Below are 19,323 nucleotides of genomic sequence, written 5' to 3' on the forward strand. Positions count from 1 at the left end.
CGTGTCAGTCTCAACTTTCTGCTGCGGTGAGCAATGTGGGTGTCGAAGCGGCGCTGTCTCCGTTGCCGTGGAGCATCACGGGGCGGGGGATCGCATCGAGGAGGGTGCGCGTGTACTGAGTCTGCGGGCGAGCGAAGAGGTCCTCCGTCGGTCCGTTCTCCACCAGTCGTCCCTGCGACATCACCGACACGGTATCAGCGATCTGTCGCACGACAGCGAGATCGTGGGAGATGAAGACATAGGTCAGTCCCAGGTCAGATTGGAGATCGTCGAGGAGGGTCAGAATCTGGGCCTGCACGGTCACGTCGAGGGCCGAGACGGCCTCATCGAAGACGACGAGCTCAGGGCCGGCGATGAGGGCCCGCGCGATCGCCACCCGCTGCAGCTGACCGCCGGAGAGCTCGGCCGGTCGGCGCTCGCCGAACTCGGTAGGCAGGGCAACCCTCTCCAGGGCCTCGGCGACGAGGGTCGGTCGCGAATTCCGGGAACCGATGCGGAAGTTGCGCAGCGGTTCGGTGAGTATCTGGCCGATGGTGTGCTTGGGATCCAGTGCCGAGTACGGGTTCTGGTGCACGAGCTGGACCGTGCGGCGGAAGTCGCGCAGGCGGGCCCGCTCCGCACGACCGCGCAAAGAGTCATCGGTGTCGAAATTGCCGACGCGGATGCGACCGGACTGTGGGGTGAGGAACCCGGCCAGGGCCTTGCCCGTCGTCGTCTTCCCTGAACCGGATTCGCCCACGATGCCGTGGGTGGTGCCGCGTTCGACGTGCAGTGACACGTCGTCGATGCCGATGACCTGATCATCGTTGCGGGCATAGACCTGAGTCAGGCCCTCGACCGAGACGAAGGGGGCCTGCGCCTCGGCGAGTGCGGCGGTGGATGTGGCCTGTCGGTGGGTCTTCGTCTTCAGCGCCGGGGCGTCGGCAAGCAGCCGCGAGGTGTAGTCGGTGGCAGGCCGGGAGAAGATCTGAGCCGCCGGTCCGGCCTCGACGACGCGTCCGGACTGCATGACGACGACCTCATCGGCGCGTTCACCGGCGACGGCGAGGTCGTGGGTGATGAAGAGGACGCCCATCTCGGTCTCTGCGCGCAGCTCATCGAGGAGATCGAGGACCTGCTTCTGCACGGTCACGTCGAGGGCCGAGGTCGGCTCGTCGGCGATGAGCAGTCGTGGGCGCAGTGCGATCGCGGAGGCGATGAGGACTCGCTGGCGCATTCCCCCGGAGAGCTCATGCGGGAACTGATCGGCGCGCATCTGTGGCCGATCGATGCCGACTCTGGTCAGCAGTTCGATGACCTGGGCACGGGCAGACTTCCGATCGGCGCGCTTGTGGATCCGCAGCGCCTCGGCGACGGATTTGCCGATGGTCTGCAGCGGATTGAGTGAACTGCCGGGGTCCTGGGGGACGTAGCCGATCTGACTGCCGCGGATCCCACGCCAGCCGCTGGTTCCCAAGCCACCGAGATCGACTTCACCTAAGTGGATGTGCCCGCTCGTGATCTGCGCGGACTCCGGGAGGAGGCCGATGGCGGCATTCGCGGTCGTGGACTTGCCGGACCCGGACTCGCCGACGACCGCGGTCATCGACCCGGCGCGCACGGCGAAGGTCACGCCGTCGACGGCCGGGGCCGAGGACTGGGAGTAGGCGACACTGAGATCCTGCACGGACAGCAGGGGTGCGGACTCGGTCATGATGTCACCTTTCTCAGGGTGTTGCCGATTTGGTGGGTGGCCAGGACGATGGCCATGACGACGAAGCCGGGCAGCACGGTCAGCCACCATGCGGTGGCGACGAAGTTGCGGCCCTCGGCGATGATGAGGCCCCATTCCGGTGTCGGCGGGGGAGTCCCGTAGCCCAGGAAGCCCAGCGTCGAGATCTGGAGGATCGCGGATCCGATCTGGAGGACGGCCAGGGACAGCACGGGCGAGATCGAGTTGGGCAGGATATGGCGGACGAGGACGGAGAAGAAGGTGCCGCCCGAACCGTAGGCCGCGGCCACGAAGTCGCTGGTGTTGATGCGCACCGCCTCTGACCTCGACAGTCGTGCGAACTGGGCGATGGCCGTGACGCCGACGGCGATGGCCGCGTTGATGGTGCCGAAGCCCAAGACGACGACGATCGAGAGGCTGAGCAGGATCGCCGGGATCGAGAGCAGCACGTCGATCAAGCGCATGAGCACATCGTCGACCCAGCCGCGGCGGGTGCCGGCGATGAGCCCGATGGCCGTGCCCACGATGAGTCCGACACCGACAGCCACGAGTGCTGCGAGCAATGACTGTGACGCGCCGTAGACGACGCGGGCGTAGGCATCACGTCCGGTCTGGTCGGTGCCGAACCAGTGGTCGAGGCTGGGGCCAAGCAGCGCCGGAGTGGTGCCGCCGTCGTTGGGGTCATGCTGGGTGAAGAGTCCGGGGAAGAGCGCCCACATGATGGCGATGAGCAGGACCAGGGCCGAGACGATGGTGGCGGGGCCGATGTTCGCGCGGGTGCGGCTGCGTCGCTTCGCCGCCGAGCCCGGCTTGCCGGTGCCCGAGGTGGGGGCAAGACTGCTGATGAGGCTCATGATTGGGTGTCCTTGTCGTCCCAGTCGAGGTCGACCCCGACGCTGGCCGCGGTCGTCGACAGCGCCCGGCGAGTGGGTTCATCGGCAGGCTTCTTCCCCGCCGAGGCGGCCCCTGGCTGTGTGCGCAGCCGGACGTCGATGACGGGGTAGAGGAGGTCGACGATGAGGTTGATGGTCACGTAGGCCAGGGTCGCGATGACGACGACGGCCAGGAGGATCGGGTTGTCGCGGTGGGTCACGGCCTGGGCGGTGATCTGGCCGATTCCGTTGCGCCCGAACACGGTCTCGGTGACCACGGCGCCGGCGACCAGTTCACCGAAGACGAGGCCGATGATCGTCAGGCCCGGCAGGACGGCGTTGCGGGCGACGGTGTGGACGAGGATCCACAGCTCACCGGCACCCTTCGCCGAGGTGACCTTGACGAATCCGGAGGCCTTGACGTCGGTGATGGAGCGGATGAGGACCTGCGCGATGGGGGCCGAGAGCGGCACCGCCACGGTCAGGGTTGGGAGGACGAGCGCCTCGGCGGGGCCGGGTGAGACCACGGAGACGAACCCGAGCTGGAAGGAGAAGATCTGGATGAGCAGGATCCCCAACCAGAAGACGGGAATCGAGATGAAGAGGCTGGGCACCGAGTCGAGCAGCTTCCGCAGCCAGGCGAAGGGCCCGTAGGTTGCCAGCACCGCGATGACAACGGCCAGGACCAGGGCGGAGACGAACCCGGACAGGGCGAGCACCGCGGTCGAGGGCAGGGCCGCGGCGATGATCGTCGACACCGCGGCACCGGTCTGGACGGAGAAGCCGAAGTTGCCGGTGAGGAACCCTCCGAGGCTGAGGAAGTAGCGGCTGATCCACGACTCATCGGCCCCGGTCTCGGTGCGGATCTGCGCGATCTGGTCGGGAGAGAGACCCAGTGCAGGGTCGGCGAATCTGGCGGTGACACCGTCGCCGGGAATGAGGCTGAGCAGGATGAAGGCCGCGGTGAACGCGAGCAGCAGCACGAGCAGTGCCTGGCCCAGGCGCAGGAAGAGGTAGCGGATGTCGAGGATCATTTCTGCCCTGCCAACCATGTGCTGTAGAAGTCGGGACGGCCCACCGGTTCGGTCGTGAAGCCGTTGACGCGGCGGCGGAAGGCGAAGACCTGCGGCTCTTCGAAGAACGGCAGCACATAGGCGTTCTCGACGAGGTAGTCCTGAACTTTCTCGGCGGCCTTCTGCCGGTTCTTCGTCTCGGGCTCCGAGGCGAGTTCATCCAGCAGGCGGTCGATCTCGGGGTCGATGCTTCCGTCCTTCGCATCGTCGCGGTCCTTGCCGTTGAGGAAGACGTCGCGGTTGACCGAGGAGTAGTTGGAACGCAGATTGTCGAAGTCCGCGCGCGCGACCATCGAATGGTAGATCTGGACCGTGTCGAGTTCGAGGGCATCGAGGGTCTGCTTGGACTGGTCACCGGGGTTGATGGACAGACGCACGCCCACGTGACGCAGCTGCTGCTGGATGAGGGTCTGCACCTCGTTCGAGCGTGGCTGCGGCAAGGCGATGTTGACGCTCAGTGCCAGGACCTGGCCGTCCTTGGTGCGGAACCCGGCGGAGTTGCGCTCGGACCAGCCCGCCTCGTCGAGGAGTCGGTTGGCTTCCTCGGGATCGTGGACCCAGGACCCGGACTGGTCCTTGTAGCCCATGGCGCCCTTGGCCAGCAGGCCGGTGGCCAGCGGGTAGTTGGGGGTGAAGAGCTTGTCGACGATCTCCTGCCGGTCAACGGCGGCGATGATGGCCTGCCTGACCTTGAGATCTTCCAGTAGTTCGTGCCGGAACCGGAAGTTGACGCTGTTGTTGATGCCGTTCGTGGCCTTCGCATAGAGGCGCAGACCCTGCTCGCTCACGCGCGATTCGTCGGGAGCCTGGACGTCGCGGACGCCATCGGCCTGCCCGGAGAGCACGGCGCCGATGCGCACCGAATACTCGTTGTTGGCCAGGTAGTCGATGCCGTCGAGGTGGGCCCGGCCCTGGTGCTTCAGGTGTGGTGGGGCCCAGTCGTAGTCCTCACGGACCCGGACGGAGAGTTTCGTCCCGATCGTCTCGTCGGTGATGTGGAAGGGACCGCAGGTGTGGATGCCGGTGGCACCGCCGGGGCCGAAGCCCTCGGCGTCCAGAGCCAATGTCGAATCGGCGAGGAGACCCGCGTTCATCGTCGACGTCGCCTGCGCGAAGCCGGGGGAGGGGGCGCTGAAGTGGAAGCGGACGCGTTTGTCGTCGAGGACTTCGCTGCGCTCGTAGTTCGAGATCTGCTCGGAGACCGGCAGGGTGCGAGCCTCATCGCCTCGTCCGAAGAGATCGAAGTTCGCCGCTACGTTCTTCGCCGTCAGCGGTGAACCGTCGGAGTAGGTGACACCGTCGCGGATCGTGAAGGTGAACTTGGTGGCATCGGCGTTGATCTCAGGCAGTTCGGTGGCCAGCCAGGGGTAGAGGTCGAGGGTCTTCGGATCCTGCCACAGCAGGCGGGCGGAGATGTTGTTCATGATGCCGCCGTTGGGATAGAACCCGACCGAGGGCGGGTAGAGCAGCGTCCACGTCTGAGGCTCGAAGTACGTGAGCACCCCGCCCTGGACCGGGTCGCCGCCCTCGGGCAGCGGAGCATCATCACTCGGCGTGCAGGCGCTGAGCGTGATGAGAGTGCCCAGTCCCAGCCCGAGGCTGAGGAAATTGCGTCGGCCGTAGGTCCGGCCGGGGCTCGCCGAGGTGGAGGGACGGAGGTCCGTCATGGAATGTGGTCCTTTGTGCAGATGAAACCGAGATCGGGGGTGGGTCGGGTGCTCAACCAATTGTTGATATAGCTCAACAATTGGAGCTGGTGAGCCTCTTGAGATCGATGTGGAGCCGACGCCACAGCATTCGGCCCTCTGGTTGTGTCTGCATGCTTTGAGTTAAGCGCATCGGCATGCAGGGCGTCAATTCGATCGCTTAACATTGAGTCATGTTGCTGCCTTGGAATTTCGATCATCTCGTCATTGCCGTGCCGAATCTCGCCGAAAGTGTTGAGCAATATCACAACATTCTCGGCGTGGAGCCTATTCCCGGTGGTGCCCATCCGGGGCTGGGGACGGCCAATGCGCTGCTGGGCCTTGAGTTCGGCGACGAGTCTGGCGATGAGCACCGCGACATCTATTTGGAGATCCTCGGACCCGACCCGGAGCAGGATCCCGAGCTGGCAGTCGCTCGCCTGGCCGGTATCACCCGGCCCACGGTGCAGCGCTGGGCCATCCACCCGGACGACTTCGACGGTCTCGTCACCTCAGCCGCACGAGCGAGCGAACCGCCCGTCGACCTCGGCGAGGTTCATGTCATGACCCGCCGCACCCCTGCGGGCACTCTTCTGGAGTGGAGGCTGACGAGGCGGACACCGCTGGCGCTGGGCGGAATCCAACCCTTCCTCATCGATTGGCAGGACTCTCCGCATCCTGCGCGCCAGGCGATGCCCTCGGTTCACCTCGAACGGTTCTGGGCGTTGAGCCCAGATGTAGACACAACATCCAGAGTTCTGCGATCCTTGGGGGCTACCATCGAGGTTGAGGCAGGAGTCACAGAAACCCTGCACGCCACACTGAAAGGTCCTGGTGGATCATGGACGATCTGAGTACGATTCCCGCCAATCTTGACCACCTCATCATCACGGTGCCCGAGCTCGAAGCCGGGGTCGCCGAATTCGAGCGCCTCACCGGAGTCAAAGCAGTGGCCGGGGGACGACACCCGGGCCGAGGAACCGCGAACTACCTGATAGGTCTCATCCCTGCTGGCTGGCCCGAAGGTGCTCACACTTACCTCGAGATCCTGGGTCCCGACCCGCAGCAGGAAGCGCCAGCCGATGGCACCCTGCCGTTGGATGCCCATCTGGCGCAGGGCCTGACCCTCCAGACCTGGGCCATCCACCCGCACGCCTTCCTCGCGAAGGTCGCCGGAGCGAACACCGAAGGAATCGACTTCGGCGAGGTCCGCGACATGTCCCGCGAAACTGCCGAGGGGGAGCTGCTCGAATGGCGTCTGACCTCGCGGTCTCCGCTGCCGAGCAAGGGAACGCAGCCCTTCCTCATCGACTGGGGCGAGTCGACCCACCCCGCCGAGGCTGCCCTGCCGTCGGTCGAACTCCTCGAATTCTCCATCGAATCCCCGGACGCCGAGGAGAGCCGCCGTGCCCTCGATGTGCTCGGTGCCGGTGATACCCAGGTCGTCGAAGGCACGGAGCATCGGCTGCATGCACGCCTGCGTGGTCCCGGCGGTGTCCTCGAGTTCTGAGCGAAAGTTCTCAGTGGAGCGGTTGTGAAACGCTAGACTCGACAGAGTGTCGCCAACTCCTCGCATTTCACAAGGTCCACTGCACTCAAGTCGATCGTTGCTGGGCTCCTCGCAGCGGCTGAGGTCAGCCTCGGCGGTGGTTGCTGCATCCCTGCTCATCGGACTCAGCGCCTGCGCAACCGACTCGGATCAGGAGACCAGGCCGGCACCGTCCTCGAACGAGACGGTCGCGTCCGGCGAGGGTTCCGCCTCTGCCCAGCCGAGTGAGTCGGCGTCGCCGACGAAGTCCCCGGCACCCAGCAAGTCTGCTGAGCCGGACGTGGAATCCGCCGGTGCCGCCGGTGTCAGTGAAGACGACATCGATATGCAGGGCAGTGGCGAGTGGGACCGACCGAAGAAGGAGACCGGACCGAACCGGGACGAGGGCTCAACGTTCAAGGTCGCACTGCGAGTCGAGGACAATCTGCCCATCGACGTCGATGAGGCGGGCGCCTTCATCATCAAGACGCTGCAGGACAAGCGCGGCTGGCAGGACTTGGACGATGTGTCGATCAAAATGGTCGACGAGGGTGAGGATGCGATGATCTCCATCGCCAGCCCCGACACCGTGGACTCGATGTGCCTGCCGCTGCGCACCCTGGGCAAACTCTCGTGCCGCAACGGCAACAACGTCATCCTCAATGCCAAGCGCTGGGTGTCTGCCACCGATGAGTTCGACGACATCACCCAATACCGTCAGTACCTCATCAACCACGAGGTCGGTCACGCACTTGGCCACAGCCATGAATCGTGCCCGGGGCCCGGCGAGACGGCCCCGCTCATGCAGCAGCAGACCAAAGGCCTGCAGGGCTGCGAGCCCAACGGCTGGCCTTCGAAGGGCTAGTCGGGAAATCGGGACGGCACTCGGGAATAAGACCACCTCCTTCGTCGTTGATTGAGTCGTATAGGCTCAACTTTCGACAGGAGATCAGATTGGCTACGTTCTTCGGATCCGCCGGTTCTGGCGGAGATTCATTCGACGAGTTCCTTGCCCGTTTTCTGCAGGGACAGCAGGGCGCGCGCCAGGGGCGCAGCGTCGACATCAACAAGCTGCTGAGCAAGCGCAGCCACGAGGTCATCGACAACGCCGCTGACTATGCCAGAGAGCACGGTCAGGCGGAGGTCGATGCCCTGCACATTCTGCGCACCATGGCAGAGACCGAGCCCGGAGTCTCGGCGATCCGTCAGGCCGGAGCTGACCCGGAGCAGGTCGCCCGCGCCGTCGAAGACCGTCTGCCCGCATCCTCAGACACCAAGCCCGAAGGGGCACTGACCCTTACCGGTTCCGGTCAGCGCGCGCTCCTCGACGCCTACCAGGTGGCACGGGCGTTCGGTTCGACCTACGTCGACCCGGAGCACCTGTTCTTCGCCTTCGTGCTCAACCACGAGATGCCAGCAGGCCGCATCCTCGCCCAGGCGGGCGTGACACAGGAACGGCTGCAGGCCGGAGCCGAAGCCGCCGAGGCAGGCGACCCGCAGGGCGGTCCCGGAGCGGGCCAGCCGGAGGAGACCATGCTCGAGCGTTTCGGCACGGACCTCACGGCACTGGCAGCCGACGGTGAACTCGACCCGGTGATCGGACGCGCCGAGGAGATCCAGGAGACGATCGAGATCCTGGCTCGCCGCACCAAGAACAACCCGGTGCTGCTCGGTGAGGCCGGCGTCGGCAAGACCGCGATCGCCGAGGGACTGGCTCAGGCCATCCACAGCGGCGAGATCCCAGCACAGCTCTCGGGTAAGCGAGTCGTCGCACTCGACCTGCCGGGCATGCTGGCAGGCACACGCTACCGCGGTGACTTCGAGGAACGCCTGACCGGGACCCTCGACGAAGTCGCCGAGGACGGCGAGATGATCGTCTTCATCGATGAGCTCCACACCCTCGTCGGTGCCGGCGGCAACGGCGAATCCAACTCGATGGACGCCGGCAACATCCTCAAGCCCCGGCTGGCCCGTGGTGATCTGCACCTGTTGGGTGCAACCACGCTCAAGGAATACCGCACGATCGAGAAGGACTCGGCCCTCGAACGTCGGTTCCAGCCGGTGCGCGTGGGGGAGCCGAACATCGAAGATGCCGTGGCAATCCTCGACGGACTCAAGGACCGCTACGCCGAGCACCACAATGTGACCTACACGCCCGAGGCGATTCGCGCGTCGGTCGAGCTCTCCGATCGCTACATCAACGACAGGTTCCTGCCGGACAAGGCGATCGACCTCATCGACCAGGCCGGTGCTCGACTGTCTCTGCGTCGTGGGCCCAAGGTCGACACCCAGGCCCTGCGCACGGAGATCGAACGACTCGAGACCGAGAAGAACACCGCGATCAGCGAAGAGAACTATGAGCGTGCCGGGGAACTTCGCGACGAGGTCATGAGTCTCGGGGAGAAGCTGCATGCAGCCGAGAACCCGGACGACGGCGCGCAGCGGGCTGAGGCTGACGCCAAGCCGAGCATCGTCGATGCTGACCAGATCGCACAGGTCGTCTCCCGTGCCACCGGAATCCCGGCGGCGAGCATGACCCAGGGTCAGAAGGCCAAGCTGGCCAAGCTCGAAGAGATCCTCCACGGTCGCGTCATCGGTCAGGACAACGCGGTGACGGCAGTGTCGAAGGCCGTGCGCCGGTCCCAGATGGGAATGGGAGATCCGAACCGTCCCATTGGCAGCTTCCTCTTCCTCGGACCCACCGGCGTGGGCAAAACCGAGCTGGCGAAATCTCTGGCCGCGACCCTGTTCGATGACGAGTCGGCGATGATCCGATTCGACATGAGCGAGTTCGGGGAACGCCACACCGTCTCACGCCTGGTGGGTTCGCCTCCCGGCTACGTCGGCTACGACGAAGCGGGACAGCTGACCGAACAGGTTCGGCGCAAGCCGTACTCGGTGATCCTCCTCGACGAGGTCGAGAAGGCTCACCCGGACGCCTTCAACCTGCTGCTCCAGGTCCTCGACGACGGTCGTCTCACCGACGGTCAGGGCCGGACCGTGGACTTCCGGAACACCGTCATCATCATGACGAGCAACCTGGGCTCCGAGTTCATGTCCGGCAGCACCCCGCTGGGCTTCAGCTCCACCGATGCGAAGGTCACCGAGAAGGACCTGAGTGCAAAGGTGATGGGCAAGCTCAAGGAGTTCATGCGTCCCGAGTTCCTCAACCGGATCGACGAGACCGTGATGTTCTCGCGGCTCGATCGTGAGCAGCTGCGCGTCATCGTCCGTCTTCAGCTGGAGCGTTCGGTCGAGCGTCTGGCGCACCAGGGCATCGGCCTGACCGTGTCCGAGGATGCTGTGGAGTGGCTTTCCGATACCGGGTACGAACCCGAGTTCGGTGCCCGTCCGCTGCGCCGCGTGATCCAGCGTGAGCTCGATGACCGCATTGCGGACCTCCTCGTCAACGAGACAGTGTCCGAAGGCGGAAGGGTCAGCGCCACGGTTGACGACGGAATACTGCGAGTGGTCGCGGAATCACCCGAGGTTCCTGTGGCAGTCTGAGGCAGAGCCGCCTGTGCAGGGTGATCACCTGCACGGCACGGGGCCGGATCGGAAGCGATGTCTTCCGGTCCGGCCCCGCTTCATTCATGCGGCAGGAACTGCCTCTTCCTGCTCGTGAACCTTGAGGACACGGTTGAGCACGAGGCGCTCTGTCAGGGTCCAGGCTGTCGTCGTCATCAGGTAGAGCGTGGCAGCTAGAGGCACAAACAGTGCGATGACCGCGGTCATGAAGGGCATGAAGCTCAGCACCCTGGTCACGCCTGAGAGGTCCGGCATGGCGGGTCCCTCGGTGGTGGAGTTCTGGCTGCCAGACGCCCGGACGGGCGGGGTCTGCGGCATATCGGGGGTGAGCAGATGCCGCGAGAGGGCAGCGACGACGGCGATGATGATCACGATGACGCCGAAGACTGCGGCCGAGACCACGCTCAGGTTCCCTCCGGTCAGGAGACCCACGAAGCCGGCGTTGAGGGGGACGCCCAGCAGGGAATGGTTGAGAAGGTCATTGGCGTGCCCGCCGATCGTGGATTGGATGAAGATTCCATAGACGGCCATGAGCACCGGCATCTGGGCCAGCACGGGCAGGCAGCCGGCCATCGGGGAGGCCTTTTCCTCCTTGTAGAGCTCCATCATCTTCTGCTGCATAAGCTCGGGGGTCTTCTTGTACCGGGTCTGCAGCTCGGTGATCTTCGGTGCGAGGCGTTTGCGAGTGATGCCGGCTCTGACCTGTGAGAGCCCGACGGGGATGAGCACGGCGCGGACGATGATCGTGAGCACCACGATCGCCAGCGCAGCACTTGCGGTGCCAGCCAATGGTTCGAGCAGAGTCGTCAGCCAGGTGACGACCCAATAGGCGGCGTTGACGAGCAGTTCGATGGGTGGAAATTCGTAGATGTTCATGGTGATGGCCCTCCTGGGCGCTGCCGATGCAGGCAATTCGGCCGTGCAGCGTTGAGCAGCAGTGGTGATGTCGTCATGGACGTTCAACGACCGAACGACGCAGGGCGACACCACAGGCGGGATCCGTTAGGGAAACAGACAGGAGTGGCGTCAGCGACCGTGCTTGAGGAGCACGGAGATCACGTCGTCGGTCAGGCGAAGGAGCGGACGACGAAGGAGGGGGCTCTGGCTTGAGCGGTGCCCGGAGTGCCGGGTTCCTCGGGCATGCGGAATTCGCGAACCTCGGTTCGCTCTCCCCGTCCCCAAAGACCGCGAGGAGACTGAGGAAGGAACCTGAAGAGAGCCCTTGCCAACCACGGTGCGACCGGCGACAGCAGTGCCGCACCGAGCAGCACGAGGACGATCAGATGCATCGACGACTGAGGAATGACCGTATCGGCATCGGCGCTGAGAAGCACCACGATGAACTGAACTGTCATCCACAGATTCAGCATCATTCCGTCTCGGCCTTCCCTTGACACAGTCGGGGTTTCTCGCTCGATTTTATCACGGCAGCACCATCACACCGGGCGCACAGGCACGCCGTCCGCTCACAGCGGCACCCTCCTGCTCAAGGCGGAAAAGACTTCCGACTCGGCACCGCCAGCTCCAGTGTGGAGGCATGAACACACGAATCGCACATCAGAATGCTCACAACCGACCCACCTCACCATCGCCGAGGTTCGCCGACGGTGACGAGTCCACGACGACGACCCGCATCCCCGAGTCCCAGAGAATGCTCTACGCCTACCGTTCGGTGGTCTTCAACGGGGAGCTGCGCGATGAGAACGGCATGGAGATCATCTCGCGACTCATCCTCCTCTCCGCCGAAGACTCCCACAGTGACATCCACCTGTGGATCAACTCACCGGGCGGATCGGTGCCGATGATGCACGCGATCGCCGATGTGATCGAGACTCTGCCCAACGATGCGGTCACGGTGGCGTTCGGGTGGGCCGCCTCGGCGGGGCAGTTCGTGCTCATGATGGGCACCCCCGGCAAACGACTCGCCCTGCCCCACGCCCGGATCCTGCTGCACCAGGGATCATCGGGCATCGGGGGAGCGGCCGCTGACATCGAGCTGCAGTCCGGGGACCTGCGCACCGTCCGGGACACGGTCCTGCATCGCATCGCCGAGGCGACGGGAAAGACCTATGAGCGTGTCTTCGAGGACTCCCTGCGCGATCGGTGGTTCACGGTCGAACAGGCACTGGACTACGGGCTCATCGACCGCATCGTCGAGTCCCCGGCCGATCTGCGCGGCGGGATCGGTGCGCCATGAGCCAGTACACGATTCCGAATGTCGTTGACCGCTCGGGTGGCGGGGAGAAGATCGTCGACGTGTATTCCCACCTGCTGGGCAACCGCATCATCTACCTCGGAGTGCCGATCGATGACGGGGTGGCGAATACGATCATCGCCCAGCTGCTCCACCTCGAGGCGAGCAGCCGAGAACTCCCGATCCAGCTGTACATCAACTCACCGGGCGGATCGCTGACGGCCATGACCGCCATCTACGACGCGATGCACCACATCGGTGCGCCCGTGGCGACCATCTGCGTGGGGCAGGCGGCCGCTGATGCCGCGGTGCTCCTGGCAGCTGGCGAACCTGGTCAGCGTTCGATGCTCGAACACGCTCGAGCGGTGCTGCGCCAACCCCATGCCGAGGGTGCTCGCGGGGCAATCCCCGATCTCATCGTCGCCGCCGACGAGATCGCCCGGCAGCGCCGAGATGTTGAGGCGATGCTGGCGAAGGGCACCGGGCGCAGTGTGGACCAGATCCATGCCGACCTCGACCGGGATCTCGTGCTCAATGCGCAGGCGGCCCGGGACTTCGGCCTCGTCGATCAGATCCTCTGAGTTGCTCCCGGGCCGCGGTACTCCGCGGGAAGTCCGGTCGGATACTCCCGTGGTACGACGTTGAATCCGGTGTCAGTGACTACGATCGGAGGATGAGCCGATCCTGGCGTGCCGCCGCCGAGGCGAGCGATCCCGATGCTGATCGTCGCGTCCGTCGTCGACCTCGGCTGCTCCTGGTTGCCCTGAGCGTCCTGGCCCTGCTCCTGCAGCTGCCCTTCGCCGTGTTCATGGCCACCCACGATGGTGTCGATGCCCTGGCCGGGGGCGTGCGCATCGCCGTGGCCCTGCTGTCCCCGATGATCTTCTTACTCTGTGCACGATGGCCGGGCCCGAGAGTCGCGATCATCGCCGGGCTGACGCTGGTTGACTTCGTCGTCTGGGCCGCACTGGCGGGATCCAGCCTGTCCGGTGCGTGGAGCCACGGTCCAAGTAATCGTCCCTGGTCTGGGGAGGGTCCGGGCGGAATGTGGGCGCAGGGGCTCACCGGACCTGAGATGACACCGTTCTATGCGGCGTTCCTCTTCGCTCTCGTCGTGGCCATGGTCCGCGGTCATCAGATCTGGGCCATCGCCTCGGCGGCCGGTGTCTGGTTGGGTGCCCTGCTGCTCGGTCCCTTCCTCGGTGTCGACTGGTCGGTGGGGCGTGTGGCCTCTGCGACGATCGGTCTGCTGATGACCCTGAGCATCGGAGCCTTCGCTCGGCGCAGGCGCGAAGGCAGGAGGCTCGCGGCCGAGGAGGCGCAGGCCCGGCACCAGGAGGTGATTGCGGCCGAAAGGCTGCGCATCGCCAGGGACCTCCACGATGTGCTGGGCCATTCCCTGTCCCAGATCAACGTGCAGGCCGGTGTGGGCGAACACCTCATCGACCGGGACCCCGAGCAGGCCAGACGGGCGCTCGCCGCCATCAAGGAGCTGAGTCGAACGGGACTCAACGAGGTCCGTTCAGTGCTCCACACGATGCGCTCGGATGCTGCCGGCCCAAGCGATCTCGACTCCGACGCGGCCGGCACTGACGCGGCCAGTGCCGACGCAGGCGCAGCCGAGCCGCTGGCCCCAGTGCCGGGCCTCGACGAGCTGCCGGCACTCATCGCCGCAATGACCGGGCGACCAGCCATCCACCTCGATGACCGGCGCGAGCTCCGAGCCGACGGTACTCGAGAGAATCCCGGCAGTGCCGCGGATGCGGCCGCCTACCGGATCGTGCAGGAGGCGCTGACGAATATGGTCCGCCACGCTGCCGCCAGCCAGGCGAACGTCAGAGTCTTCCGTGAAGGCGAGTTCCTGCACCTCGAGATCAGTGACGATGGCCAGGGAACAGAGAACGCGATGCACGGGCGAGACGAAGGCACCGGAATCATCGGGATGCGGGAGCGGACGAAACTTCTCCACGGAACCTTCGCGATCACCTCGGCGAGCGGGGACGGCACGCACATCAGCGTCCGGCTGCCCTGGACCAGCGGACACGGACGAACAGATCGGCAGGCTCAGGCATGAACGATATCTCGGTGGCGATTGCCGATGATCACCAGCTGGTTCGCGCCGGCTTCGCTTCGCTGTTGGATGCGGAACCGGGCATCAGCGTGAGTGTGCAGGCCTCCGGCGGGGAAGAGCTGTTGGAGAAACTGGCAGCGACGCCGGTCGACGTCGTGCTCATGGACATTCGGATGCCCGACGGTGACGGACTGTGGGCCACCGAGGCGATCGCAGCCGATCCCGACCTCGGGCACGTTCGGGTGGTGCTGGTGACGACCTTCGGCCTCGACGAGTACATCGTGCGCGCGGTCAGGGCGGGTGCCAGCGGATTCCTGCTCAAGGACACCGAACCGGTCGACCTGATCCGAGCGGTGCGCGTCGTCGCCGAGGGGGAGGCGCTGCTCTCACCGGAGGTGACCCGATACCTCCTGTCGAGGATGTCCCTGGGACTGCGGGCGGAGCCGGCGAAGCATCTCGACGTGCTGACACAACGTGAACGAGAGGTGCTCGCCCTCGTCGGGCAGGGACTGTCGAACGACGAGATCGCGGCGCAGCTGGTGCTCTCACCGCTGACGGCGAAGACCCATGTCTCGCGCATCATGAGCAAGGTCGCCGCACGCGACAGGGTCCACCTCGTCGTGCTCGCCTATGAGTCCGGGCTGGTCTCCCCGGGCTGGCTGCGCGAACAGTAGGAGCTCATCCTCAGCGAGTACCCGAAGTGACTCCCAGCGGGGGATTCGCCGAGGCGGCTGCAGGAGTTGGATTGATGTCATATCCACGAGCGACGTGGATTCCTGACAAGGAGGCATTATGAACATGGAACACGGACCCGCGGCCTGGCCGTTCTTCTTCCTCATCCCGATCTTCTGGGTGCTCATCATCGGACTGGTCGTCACTCTCATCATCACGCTCAACCGGCGACGCTGGCGTCAGGCCGGCGGACCGCCCTGGGCAGATGGTCAGGGCCGGTTCGGGTCGACGAAGAGCGCGGAGGCGACTCTGTCCGAGCGCTTCGCCCAAGGTGACATCGACGAGGCCGAGTACCGAGGCAGACTCGAGGTTCTCAGGGCCAATCGCCTCGATTCGGGTACAAGCTGAGGCACCCGGCCGGTGTGACTAGGCCACGAGGGACAGCTGCGCCCGTCCGGTGAGCCCGAATGCGGGCACCGTCGCGGGCGCGGCTGTCGGCGTTGAGCCGGCGGCGAGGACGAGTACCTGGGGGAGTGCGAGGCCGAGGACTATGGCGATTGCCTCGATGACCTCCGAAGAGGGATCCTTGAGGCCGCGTTCGACCTCGGACAGGTATTGGGTCGAGACTCCCGAGCGGCGTGAGACCTGAGCCAGGGTCAGGCCCAGCTCGGTGCGGCGCAGCCGCAGCACCCTCCCGAGCATCTCGCGCCACAGCAGCGCCGGAGTCCGGTCGGCGTACGCATCTGTGACGTGAAGTGCATCCATGATGCGATCCTAGGAGGAATCGCCGTCGCTCACGCGGATTTCTGCTCTGAGCAGACGAATACCGGCTGCCCCGTCATGCGCTCGAGGGGGATCAGGGCGCGGTCGAGTTGCACCCAGGCCGCGAAGTTAAGTTAGGCTGTCCTTTGTTAAAGTGGAGAGGTCGACCACGACCCTCACAGACGAAAGGGCAGGAATGTCAGCTCATCTCACTCGCCGGGCCATGGCCATAGGCACCATCGTCACACTCGCCTTCAGCGCGAGCGCCTGCAGCCAGGACTCGGCGGATTCTGCGAAGTCAGCCTCCGACGACTTCCAGACCGTCACGATCGAACACGCACTGGGCAAGGCCGTCATCGAGGCCGAGCCCAAGCGCGTCGTGACCCTCGGGCAGGGGTCGACCGAGACCGCCATCGCGCTGGGCAAGACACCTGTCGGCATGGAGGAGTACGCCTGGGGCAGCGATGACACCGGCTATATGCCGTGGATCCATGAAGCCGTGACAGAGAAGGGCGAGGAGCTGCCGAAGCAGTTCCAGGGAGATACCGAGCTCGATGTCGAAGCCATCGCCGAGCTCGAACCTGATGTCATCCTCGCACCATGGTCCGGCGTCACCGCCGATCAGTACAAGCAGCTCGACGCCATCGCCCCTACGGTCGCCTACCCCAAACAGCCGTGGACGATCGAATGGGATGAGCAGATCACGACCATCGGCAAGGCTCTGGGGCAGGAGAAGGAGTCCGAGGGGCTCGTCAATGACATCAAGACGCAGCTCTCCGAGGCCAAGCGGCCCGAATACGAGGGACTGACGTTCTCCTACATCTACAACGACGGACCCGGCACCCTCGGCGTCTTCTACCCCAATGAGCAGCGAGTGGCGATGGTCTCGGCACTGGGCCTGACTCCTGACCCCGTCGTCGACGAACTCAAGAAGAACTATGACGCCCCGGGTACGGATTCCGCGCTCATCGGGCTGGAGAACGCGGACAAACTCGACGACTCCGACCTCATCTTCACGTTCTACTCCGATGAGAAGAGCAAGAAGGAGATCAAGGCACAGAGCGTGTACGCAAACATTCCGGCGATCAAGTCCGGCGCGGTCGTCGCGCCCGAAGACCAGCCGTTCGTCACCGCCTCATCGATCATCAACCCGCTCACCGTCCCGTGGACGCTGGAGCGCTATGTACCGATGATCGACAAGGCCGCAGAGAACGTCAAGAAGTAGGCAGTGCGCTCATCTTCTGCCACTCATCCCACTCGTAGACCCAGTCGGATATATCGCTGGCCGCAGTCGACAGGGTGGCGTTCGAGCCGGTGATCTCGACCGGGTCGCCGAAGATCGCCGAGTCGTAGTACTGCTTGGCACGTGCGGTCGAGAGGTTGATGCAGCCATGAGAGACATTCGCCGACCCCTGAACCCCGGTCGACCAGGGCGCGGCATGGATGAACTCTCCGTTGTTGTGGATGCGCACGGCCCAGCGCACATCGGTTTCGTAGTCCCACTGCTCGGAGGTCATCGTGTAGTCCGAGGCCTTGGACATCACCACATGGGTTCCGTTGTAGGACGGGGACTTCGCAGCACCCAATGAGGCCGGGAAGTTCATGACCTCTTTGCCGTCGCGCGTGACGACCATGCGGTGGGTCTTGGCGTCGGCCTTGACGACCTGCTGGCGGCCGATGTCGAAATCGAGTGTGAGATCGTTCTGGCCGACGGTGTCATCGGTCGTGGGAACGTTCTTCAGCGGCACGTCGACGGAGACCTTCGAATGCGCGGGCCAGAATTCCTTGGGACGGAAGTGCAGTCGCGACTGCGGGTCATCAGGCAGCCAGGCCCATGAGCCTTCGACTTTGCGCTCCTTCCCATCGTTGTCCGTGACCTTGACCGACAAGCGGTGCTCGACGTCGTCACGGTACTTCTTGGCCACCGTGGATCCGAAGGTGAGGATGATCGGAGCTCCGACGCCCACGGTCTGGTCATCGGAGAGGATCGTGCGCACCGCCATCGGCGAGGCGTCGCCGGCCGAAACCGTGACCGTGGAGGTGAAATCGTGTTCCTCTCCATCCGCCGAGGTGGCTGTGGCCGAGAGCTCGTATGTGCTGTCGGCGACGAGGTCGTAGGCAGACATCCAGGCCGCGGCGTCGTCGGGGGCGGTGATCGCGTCTGAGTCTTCTGAGGCTGATTCGCTTGGAGTCGAAGATCCCGCCTTCGCGTCTTCGGTGCTGTCTGCTGCTTCGAGTTCGCTCCCGGCGGTGTCGAAGAAGACTCCGGGATCGGTCTTGATGCGCGGGTGGTCGGATTCGGTGATGGAGATGTCGCTCAGCGCCGCGTTCTCGACGCTGAGGCTGATGCGCTCGCCGGGGGCAGCTGTTGTCTCTGCACCGGGTTCGACCACTTCGCCGGTCTGCTGGGGAGCAGAAGTCTGTGTGCTGGTGGGCGTAGCCGAGGCGGTGGAGTTCGAAGCCTTCGCCGACGAGCCCTGTTCCGTCGCCTGGGCTGCCTCGGCTTCGGAGACGCTCCCTATTCGGAACACCGGCTCGGCTGCGGCCTCGGCTTCGGCCGTCTTCGCACCATCGCGAGTCGCGTCGGGGTCAGAGTCTGCCGGGGTGCAGGCCGTGAGTAGAGCGAGTGCTGAAAGGGCAGCAACCGCCCCGTGAATCTTCTTGGGTGACAAAACAGGGATCCTCGTTCGAGCAAAGGGATGAGAGCTGCAGACCATGCTAGTGAAGCCAAATCACGAAAGTATTAAAGCAGTGGCTGAATTCCTCGGGAAAAGGCCATTTCTCGTCGTTGAGATGGGCCCTGACCTGGACTGACATAAGGGAGGGGGAGTTGTGGAATTGTAACCTTGAGAAACGAAGGACTCCCCGTGCACCCGCCAGAGCTCGCTTACCCTTGCTGCCTTCCGGCCCTGGGGGAGTTCACAAGATGACGCCGCACGGGGAGCCATCGATCAGTGTAGTCGAGAGCATCCTCGAGGCACAAAACGAGGTCCGAAGTCAGGCCCGGTGCGGCGGGGACTGAAGGGGATTCTATCTGTGATTAGTGTGATGGTTCACACTTGGCCATCTTGATTTCGCATTGTCGACACGACTCATATAGGCTGGCTCGCGGAGGATTCGCCTAGTGGCCTATGGCGCTCGCCTGGAACGCGGGTTGGGTTAACGCCCTCAGGGGTTCGAATCCCCTATCCTCCGCCACGGGAGTCCCGGTCTCGCAGTTTCTGCGG

At 64.7% G+C, this 19,323-nt stretch carries 19 protein-coding genes, 1 tRNA gene and 1 other RNA gene; 11 read left to right on the forward strand and 10 right to left on the reverse strand.

Annotation, left to right across the window (positions count from 1 at the left end; genetic code table 11):
- Nucleotides 1-10 precede the first annotated feature (10 nt).
- The 5 genes from CXR25_RS04170 to CXR25_RS19325 all read right to left on the reverse strand — a co-directional run bounded on the left by CXR25_RS04170 (nucleotide 11) and on the right by CXR25_RS19325 (nucleotide 5,501).
- On the reverse strand, nucleotides 11-1,693 hold the full coding sequence (locus tag CXR25_RS04170; protein ID WP_101583290.1) for a dipeptide ABC transporter ATP-binding protein: 1,683 nt from the start codon (nucleotides 1,691-1,693) through the stop codon (nucleotides 11-13).
- Complete coding sequence (locus tag CXR25_RS04175; RefSeq protein ID WP_096158334.1) at nucleotides 1,690-2,565, reverse strand: ABC transporter permease; 876 nt, start codon at nucleotides 2,563-2,565, stop codon at nucleotides 1,690-1,692. The genes CXR25_RS04170 and CXR25_RS04175 overlap by 4 nt, the downstream gene beginning before the upstream one ends.
- Nucleotides 2,562-3,617 carry an ABC transporter permease gene (locus tag CXR25_RS04180; protein ID WP_101642173.1) on the reverse strand — a complete coding sequence of 352 codons (1,056 nt, stop codon included), beginning with the start codon at nucleotides 3,615-3,617 and terminating at the stop codon, nucleotides 2,562-2,564. The genes CXR25_RS04175 and CXR25_RS04180 overlap by 4 nt, the downstream gene beginning before the upstream one ends.
- Complete coding sequence (locus CXR25_RS04185) at nucleotides 3,614-5,323, reverse strand: TIGR04028 family ABC transporter substrate-binding protein (protein WP_009883206.1); 1,710 nt, start codon at nucleotides 5,321-5,323, stop codon at nucleotides 3,614-3,616. The genes CXR25_RS04180 and CXR25_RS04185 overlap by 4 nt, the downstream gene beginning before the upstream one ends.
- A gap of 73 nt (nucleotides 5,324-5,396) precedes the next feature.
- Nucleotides 5,397-5,501 carry a putative leader peptide gene (locus CXR25_RS19325; protein WP_350270659.1) on the reverse strand — a complete coding sequence of 35 codons (105 nt, stop codon included), beginning with the start codon at nucleotides 5,499-5,501 and terminating at the stop codon, nucleotides 5,397-5,399.
- Nucleotides 5,502-5,535: 34 nt separating this feature from the next.
- Here CXR25_RS19325 and CXR25_RS04190 point away from each other — a divergent pair, with 34 nt between their 5' ends.
- The 4 genes from CXR25_RS04190 (at nucleotide 5,536) to CXR25_RS04205 (ending at nucleotide 10,376) form a co-directional block, all read left to right on the forward strand.
- Nucleotides 5,536-6,195, forward strand: a complete 660-nt coding sequence (locus CXR25_RS04190) for a VOC family protein (RefSeq protein ID WP_069599608.1) — start codon at nucleotides 5,536-5,538, stop codon at nucleotides 6,193-6,195.
- Nucleotides 6,183-6,851: a VOC family protein gene (locus tag CXR25_RS04195; protein WP_069599609.1), complete on the forward strand. Its 669-nt coding sequence runs from the start codon at nucleotides 6,183-6,185 to the stop codon at nucleotides 6,849-6,851. The genes CXR25_RS04190 and CXR25_RS04195 overlap by 13 nt, the downstream gene beginning before the upstream one ends.
- A gap of 136 nt (nucleotides 6,852-6,987) precedes the next feature.
- Nucleotides 6,988-7,734: a DUF3152 domain-containing protein gene (locus tag CXR25_RS04200; RefSeq protein WP_096146589.1), complete on the forward strand. Its 747-nt coding sequence runs from the start codon at nucleotides 6,988-6,990 to the stop codon at nucleotides 7,732-7,734.
- An 89-nt stretch (nucleotides 7,735-7,823) separates the two neighbouring features.
- Nucleotides 7,824-10,376 (forward strand): ATP-dependent Clp protease ATP-binding subunit, encoded by a 2,553-nt coding sequence (locus CXR25_RS04205; RefSeq protein WP_101557417.1) that lies wholly within the window; start codon nucleotides 7,824-7,826, stop codon nucleotides 10,374-10,376.
- Between the two features lie 84 nt (nucleotides 10,377-10,460).
- Here CXR25_RS04205 and CXR25_RS04210 read toward each other — a convergent pair whose 3' ends face one another.
- Nucleotides 10,461-11,273 carry a YidC/Oxa1 family membrane protein insertase gene (locus CXR25_RS04210; protein ID WP_009883201.1) on the reverse strand — a complete coding sequence of 271 codons (813 nt, stop codon included), beginning with the start codon at nucleotides 11,271-11,273 and terminating at the stop codon, nucleotides 10,461-10,463.
- A 191-nt stretch (nucleotides 11,274-11,464) separates the two neighbouring features.
- On the reverse strand, nucleotides 11,465-11,752 hold the full coding sequence (locus CXR25_RS04215; protein WP_226823736.1) for a hypothetical protein: 288 nt from the start codon (nucleotides 11,750-11,752) through the stop codon (nucleotides 11,465-11,467).
- A 182-nt stretch (nucleotides 11,753-11,934) separates the two neighbouring features.
- Here CXR25_RS04215 and CXR25_RS04220 point away from each other — a divergent pair, with 182 nt between their 5' ends.
- The 5 genes from CXR25_RS04220 (at nucleotide 11,935) to CXR25_RS04240 (ending at nucleotide 15,742) form a co-directional block, all read left to right on the forward strand.
- The gene (locus CXR25_RS04220) at nucleotides 11,935-12,594 is read left to right on the forward strand and encodes a ClpP family protease (RefSeq protein WP_125240440.1); all 660 of its coding nucleotides are present in this window, start codon (nucleotides 11,935-11,937) and stop codon (nucleotides 12,592-12,594) included.
- A complete protein-coding gene (locus CXR25_RS04225) occupies nucleotides 12,591-13,172 on the forward strand; it encodes a ClpP family protease (protein ID WP_069599611.1) in 582 nt (193 codons plus the stop codon). The genes CXR25_RS04220 and CXR25_RS04225 overlap by 4 nt, the downstream gene beginning before the upstream one ends.
- A 92-nt stretch (nucleotides 13,173-13,264) precedes the next feature.
- Nucleotides 13,265-14,665: a sensor histidine kinase gene (locus tag CXR25_RS04230; RefSeq protein ID WP_096162185.1), complete on the forward strand. Its 1,401-nt coding sequence runs from the start codon at nucleotides 13,265-13,267 to the stop codon at nucleotides 14,663-14,665.
- Complete coding sequence (locus tag CXR25_RS04235) at nucleotides 14,662-15,336, forward strand: response regulator transcription factor (RefSeq protein ID WP_009883196.1); 675 nt, start codon at nucleotides 14,662-14,664, stop codon at nucleotides 15,334-15,336. Before CXR25_RS04230 ends, CXR25_RS04235 begins: the two co-directional genes overlap by 4 nt.
- A 118-nt stretch (nucleotides 15,337-15,454) precedes the next feature.
- Nucleotides 15,455-15,742: an SHOCT domain-containing protein gene (locus tag CXR25_RS04240; RefSeq protein WP_125240441.1), complete on the forward strand. Its 288-nt coding sequence runs from the start codon at nucleotides 15,455-15,457 to the stop codon at nucleotides 15,740-15,742.
- An 18-nt stretch (nucleotides 15,743-15,760) separates the two neighbouring features.
- Here the strand turns inward: CXR25_RS04240 and CXR25_RS18935 are convergent, their stop codons facing one another.
- The gene (locus tag CXR25_RS18935; RefSeq protein WP_009883194.1) at nucleotides 15,761-16,099 is read right to left on the reverse strand and encodes a helix-turn-helix domain-containing protein; all 339 of its coding nucleotides are present in this window, start codon (nucleotides 16,097-16,099) and stop codon (nucleotides 15,761-15,763) included.
- Nucleotides 16,100-16,292: 193 nt separating this feature from the next.
- Here CXR25_RS18935 and CXR25_RS04250 point away from each other — a divergent pair, with 193 nt between their 5' ends.
- Entirely contained in the window at nucleotides 16,293-17,321 is a 1,029-nt protein-coding gene (locus tag CXR25_RS04250; protein WP_096162184.1) for an iron-siderophore ABC transporter substrate-binding protein, read from the forward strand.
- On the opposite strand, the gene CXR25_RS04255 is transcribed toward CXR25_RS04250, so the two are convergent.
- Together CXR25_RS04255 and ffs are read right to left on the reverse strand one after the other, a co-directional pair.
- Nucleotides 17,311-18,768: an Ig-like domain-containing protein gene (locus CXR25_RS04255; RefSeq protein ID WP_125240442.1), complete on the reverse strand. Its 1,458-nt coding sequence runs from the start codon at nucleotides 18,766-18,768 to the stop codon at nucleotides 17,311-17,313. The genes CXR25_RS04250 and CXR25_RS04255 overlap by 11 nt on opposite strands.
- A gap of 181 nt (nucleotides 18,769-18,949) precedes the next feature.
- Nucleotides 18,950-19,045, reverse strand: an RNA gene (gene ffs / locus CXR25_RS04260) — signal recognition particle sRNA small type.
- Nucleotides 19,046-19,206: 161 nt separating this feature from the next.
- On the opposite strand from ffs, the gene CXR25_RS04265 reads away from it, so the two are divergent.
- Nucleotides 19,207-19,294 (forward strand) — tRNA-Ser (locus CXR25_RS04265).
- Nucleotides 19,295-19,323: the final 29 nt, after the last annotated feature.

Origin of the sequence: Brevibacterium aurantiacum, from assembly GCF_003932995.1 — a bacterium.
GTDB classification, from domain to species: domain Bacteria; phylum Actinomycetota; class Actinomycetes; order Actinomycetales; family Brevibacteriaceae; genus Brevibacterium; species Brevibacterium aurantiacum.

Coding starts and splice junctions, on each gene's coding strand:
- CXR25_RS04250 (WP_096162184.1), top strand. CDS start 16,293: ATGTCAGCTCATCTCACTCGCCGGGCCATGGCCATAGGCACCATCGTC.
- CXR25_RS04215 (WP_226823736.1), bottom strand. CDS start 11,752: ATGACAGTTCAGTTCATCGTGGTGCTTCTCAGCGCCGATGCCGATACG.
- CXR25_RS04195 (WP_069599609.1), top strand. CDS start 6,183: ATGGACGATCTGAGTACGATTCCCGCCAATCTTGACCACCTCATCATC.
- CXR25_RS04235 (WP_009883196.1), top strand. CDS start 14,662: ATGAACGATATCTCGGTGGCGATTGCCGATGATCACCAGCTGGTTCGC.
- CXR25_RS19325 (WP_350270659.1), bottom strand. CDS start 5,501: ATGCCGATGCGCTTAACTCAAAGCATGCAGACACAACCAGAGGGCCGA.
- CXR25_RS04185 (WP_009883206.1), bottom strand. CDS start 5,323: ATGACGGACCTCCGTCCCTCCACCTCGGCGAGCCCCGGCCGGACCTAC.
- CXR25_RS04190 (WP_069599608.1), top strand. CDS start 5,536: ATGTTGCTGCCTTGGAATTTCGATCATCTCGTCATTGCCGTGCCGAAT.
- CXR25_RS04170 (WP_101583290.1), bottom strand. CDS start 1,693: ATGACCGAGTCCGCACCCCTGCTGTCCGTGCAGGATCTCAGTGTCGCC.
- CXR25_RS04230 (WP_096162185.1), top strand. CDS start 13,265: ATGAGCCGATCCTGGCGTGCCGCCGCCGAGGCGAGCGATCCCGATGCT.
- CXR25_RS04220 (WP_125240440.1), top strand. CDS start 11,935: ATGAACACACGAATCGCACATCAGAATGCTCACAACCGACCCACCTCA.
- CXR25_RS04240 (WP_125240441.1), top strand. CDS start 15,455: ATGAACATGGAACACGGACCCGCGGCCTGGCCGTTCTTCTTCCTCATC.
- CXR25_RS04180 (WP_101642173.1), bottom strand. CDS start 3,617: ATGATCCTCGACATCCGCTACCTCTTCCTGCGCCTGGGCCAGGCACTG.
- CXR25_RS18935 (WP_009883194.1), bottom strand. CDS start 16,099: ATGGATGCACTTCACGTCACAGATGCGTACGCCGACCGGACTCCGGCG.
- CXR25_RS04225 (WP_069599611.1), top strand. CDS start 12,591: ATGAGCCAGTACACGATTCCGAATGTCGTTGACCGCTCGGGTGGCGGG.
- CXR25_RS04210 (WP_009883201.1), bottom strand. CDS start 11,273: ATGAACATCTACGAATTTCCACCCATCGAACTGCTCGTCAACGCCGCC.
- CXR25_RS04175 (WP_096158334.1), bottom strand. CDS start 2,565: ATGAGCCTCATCAGCAGTCTTGCCCCCACCTCGGGCACCGGCAAGCCG.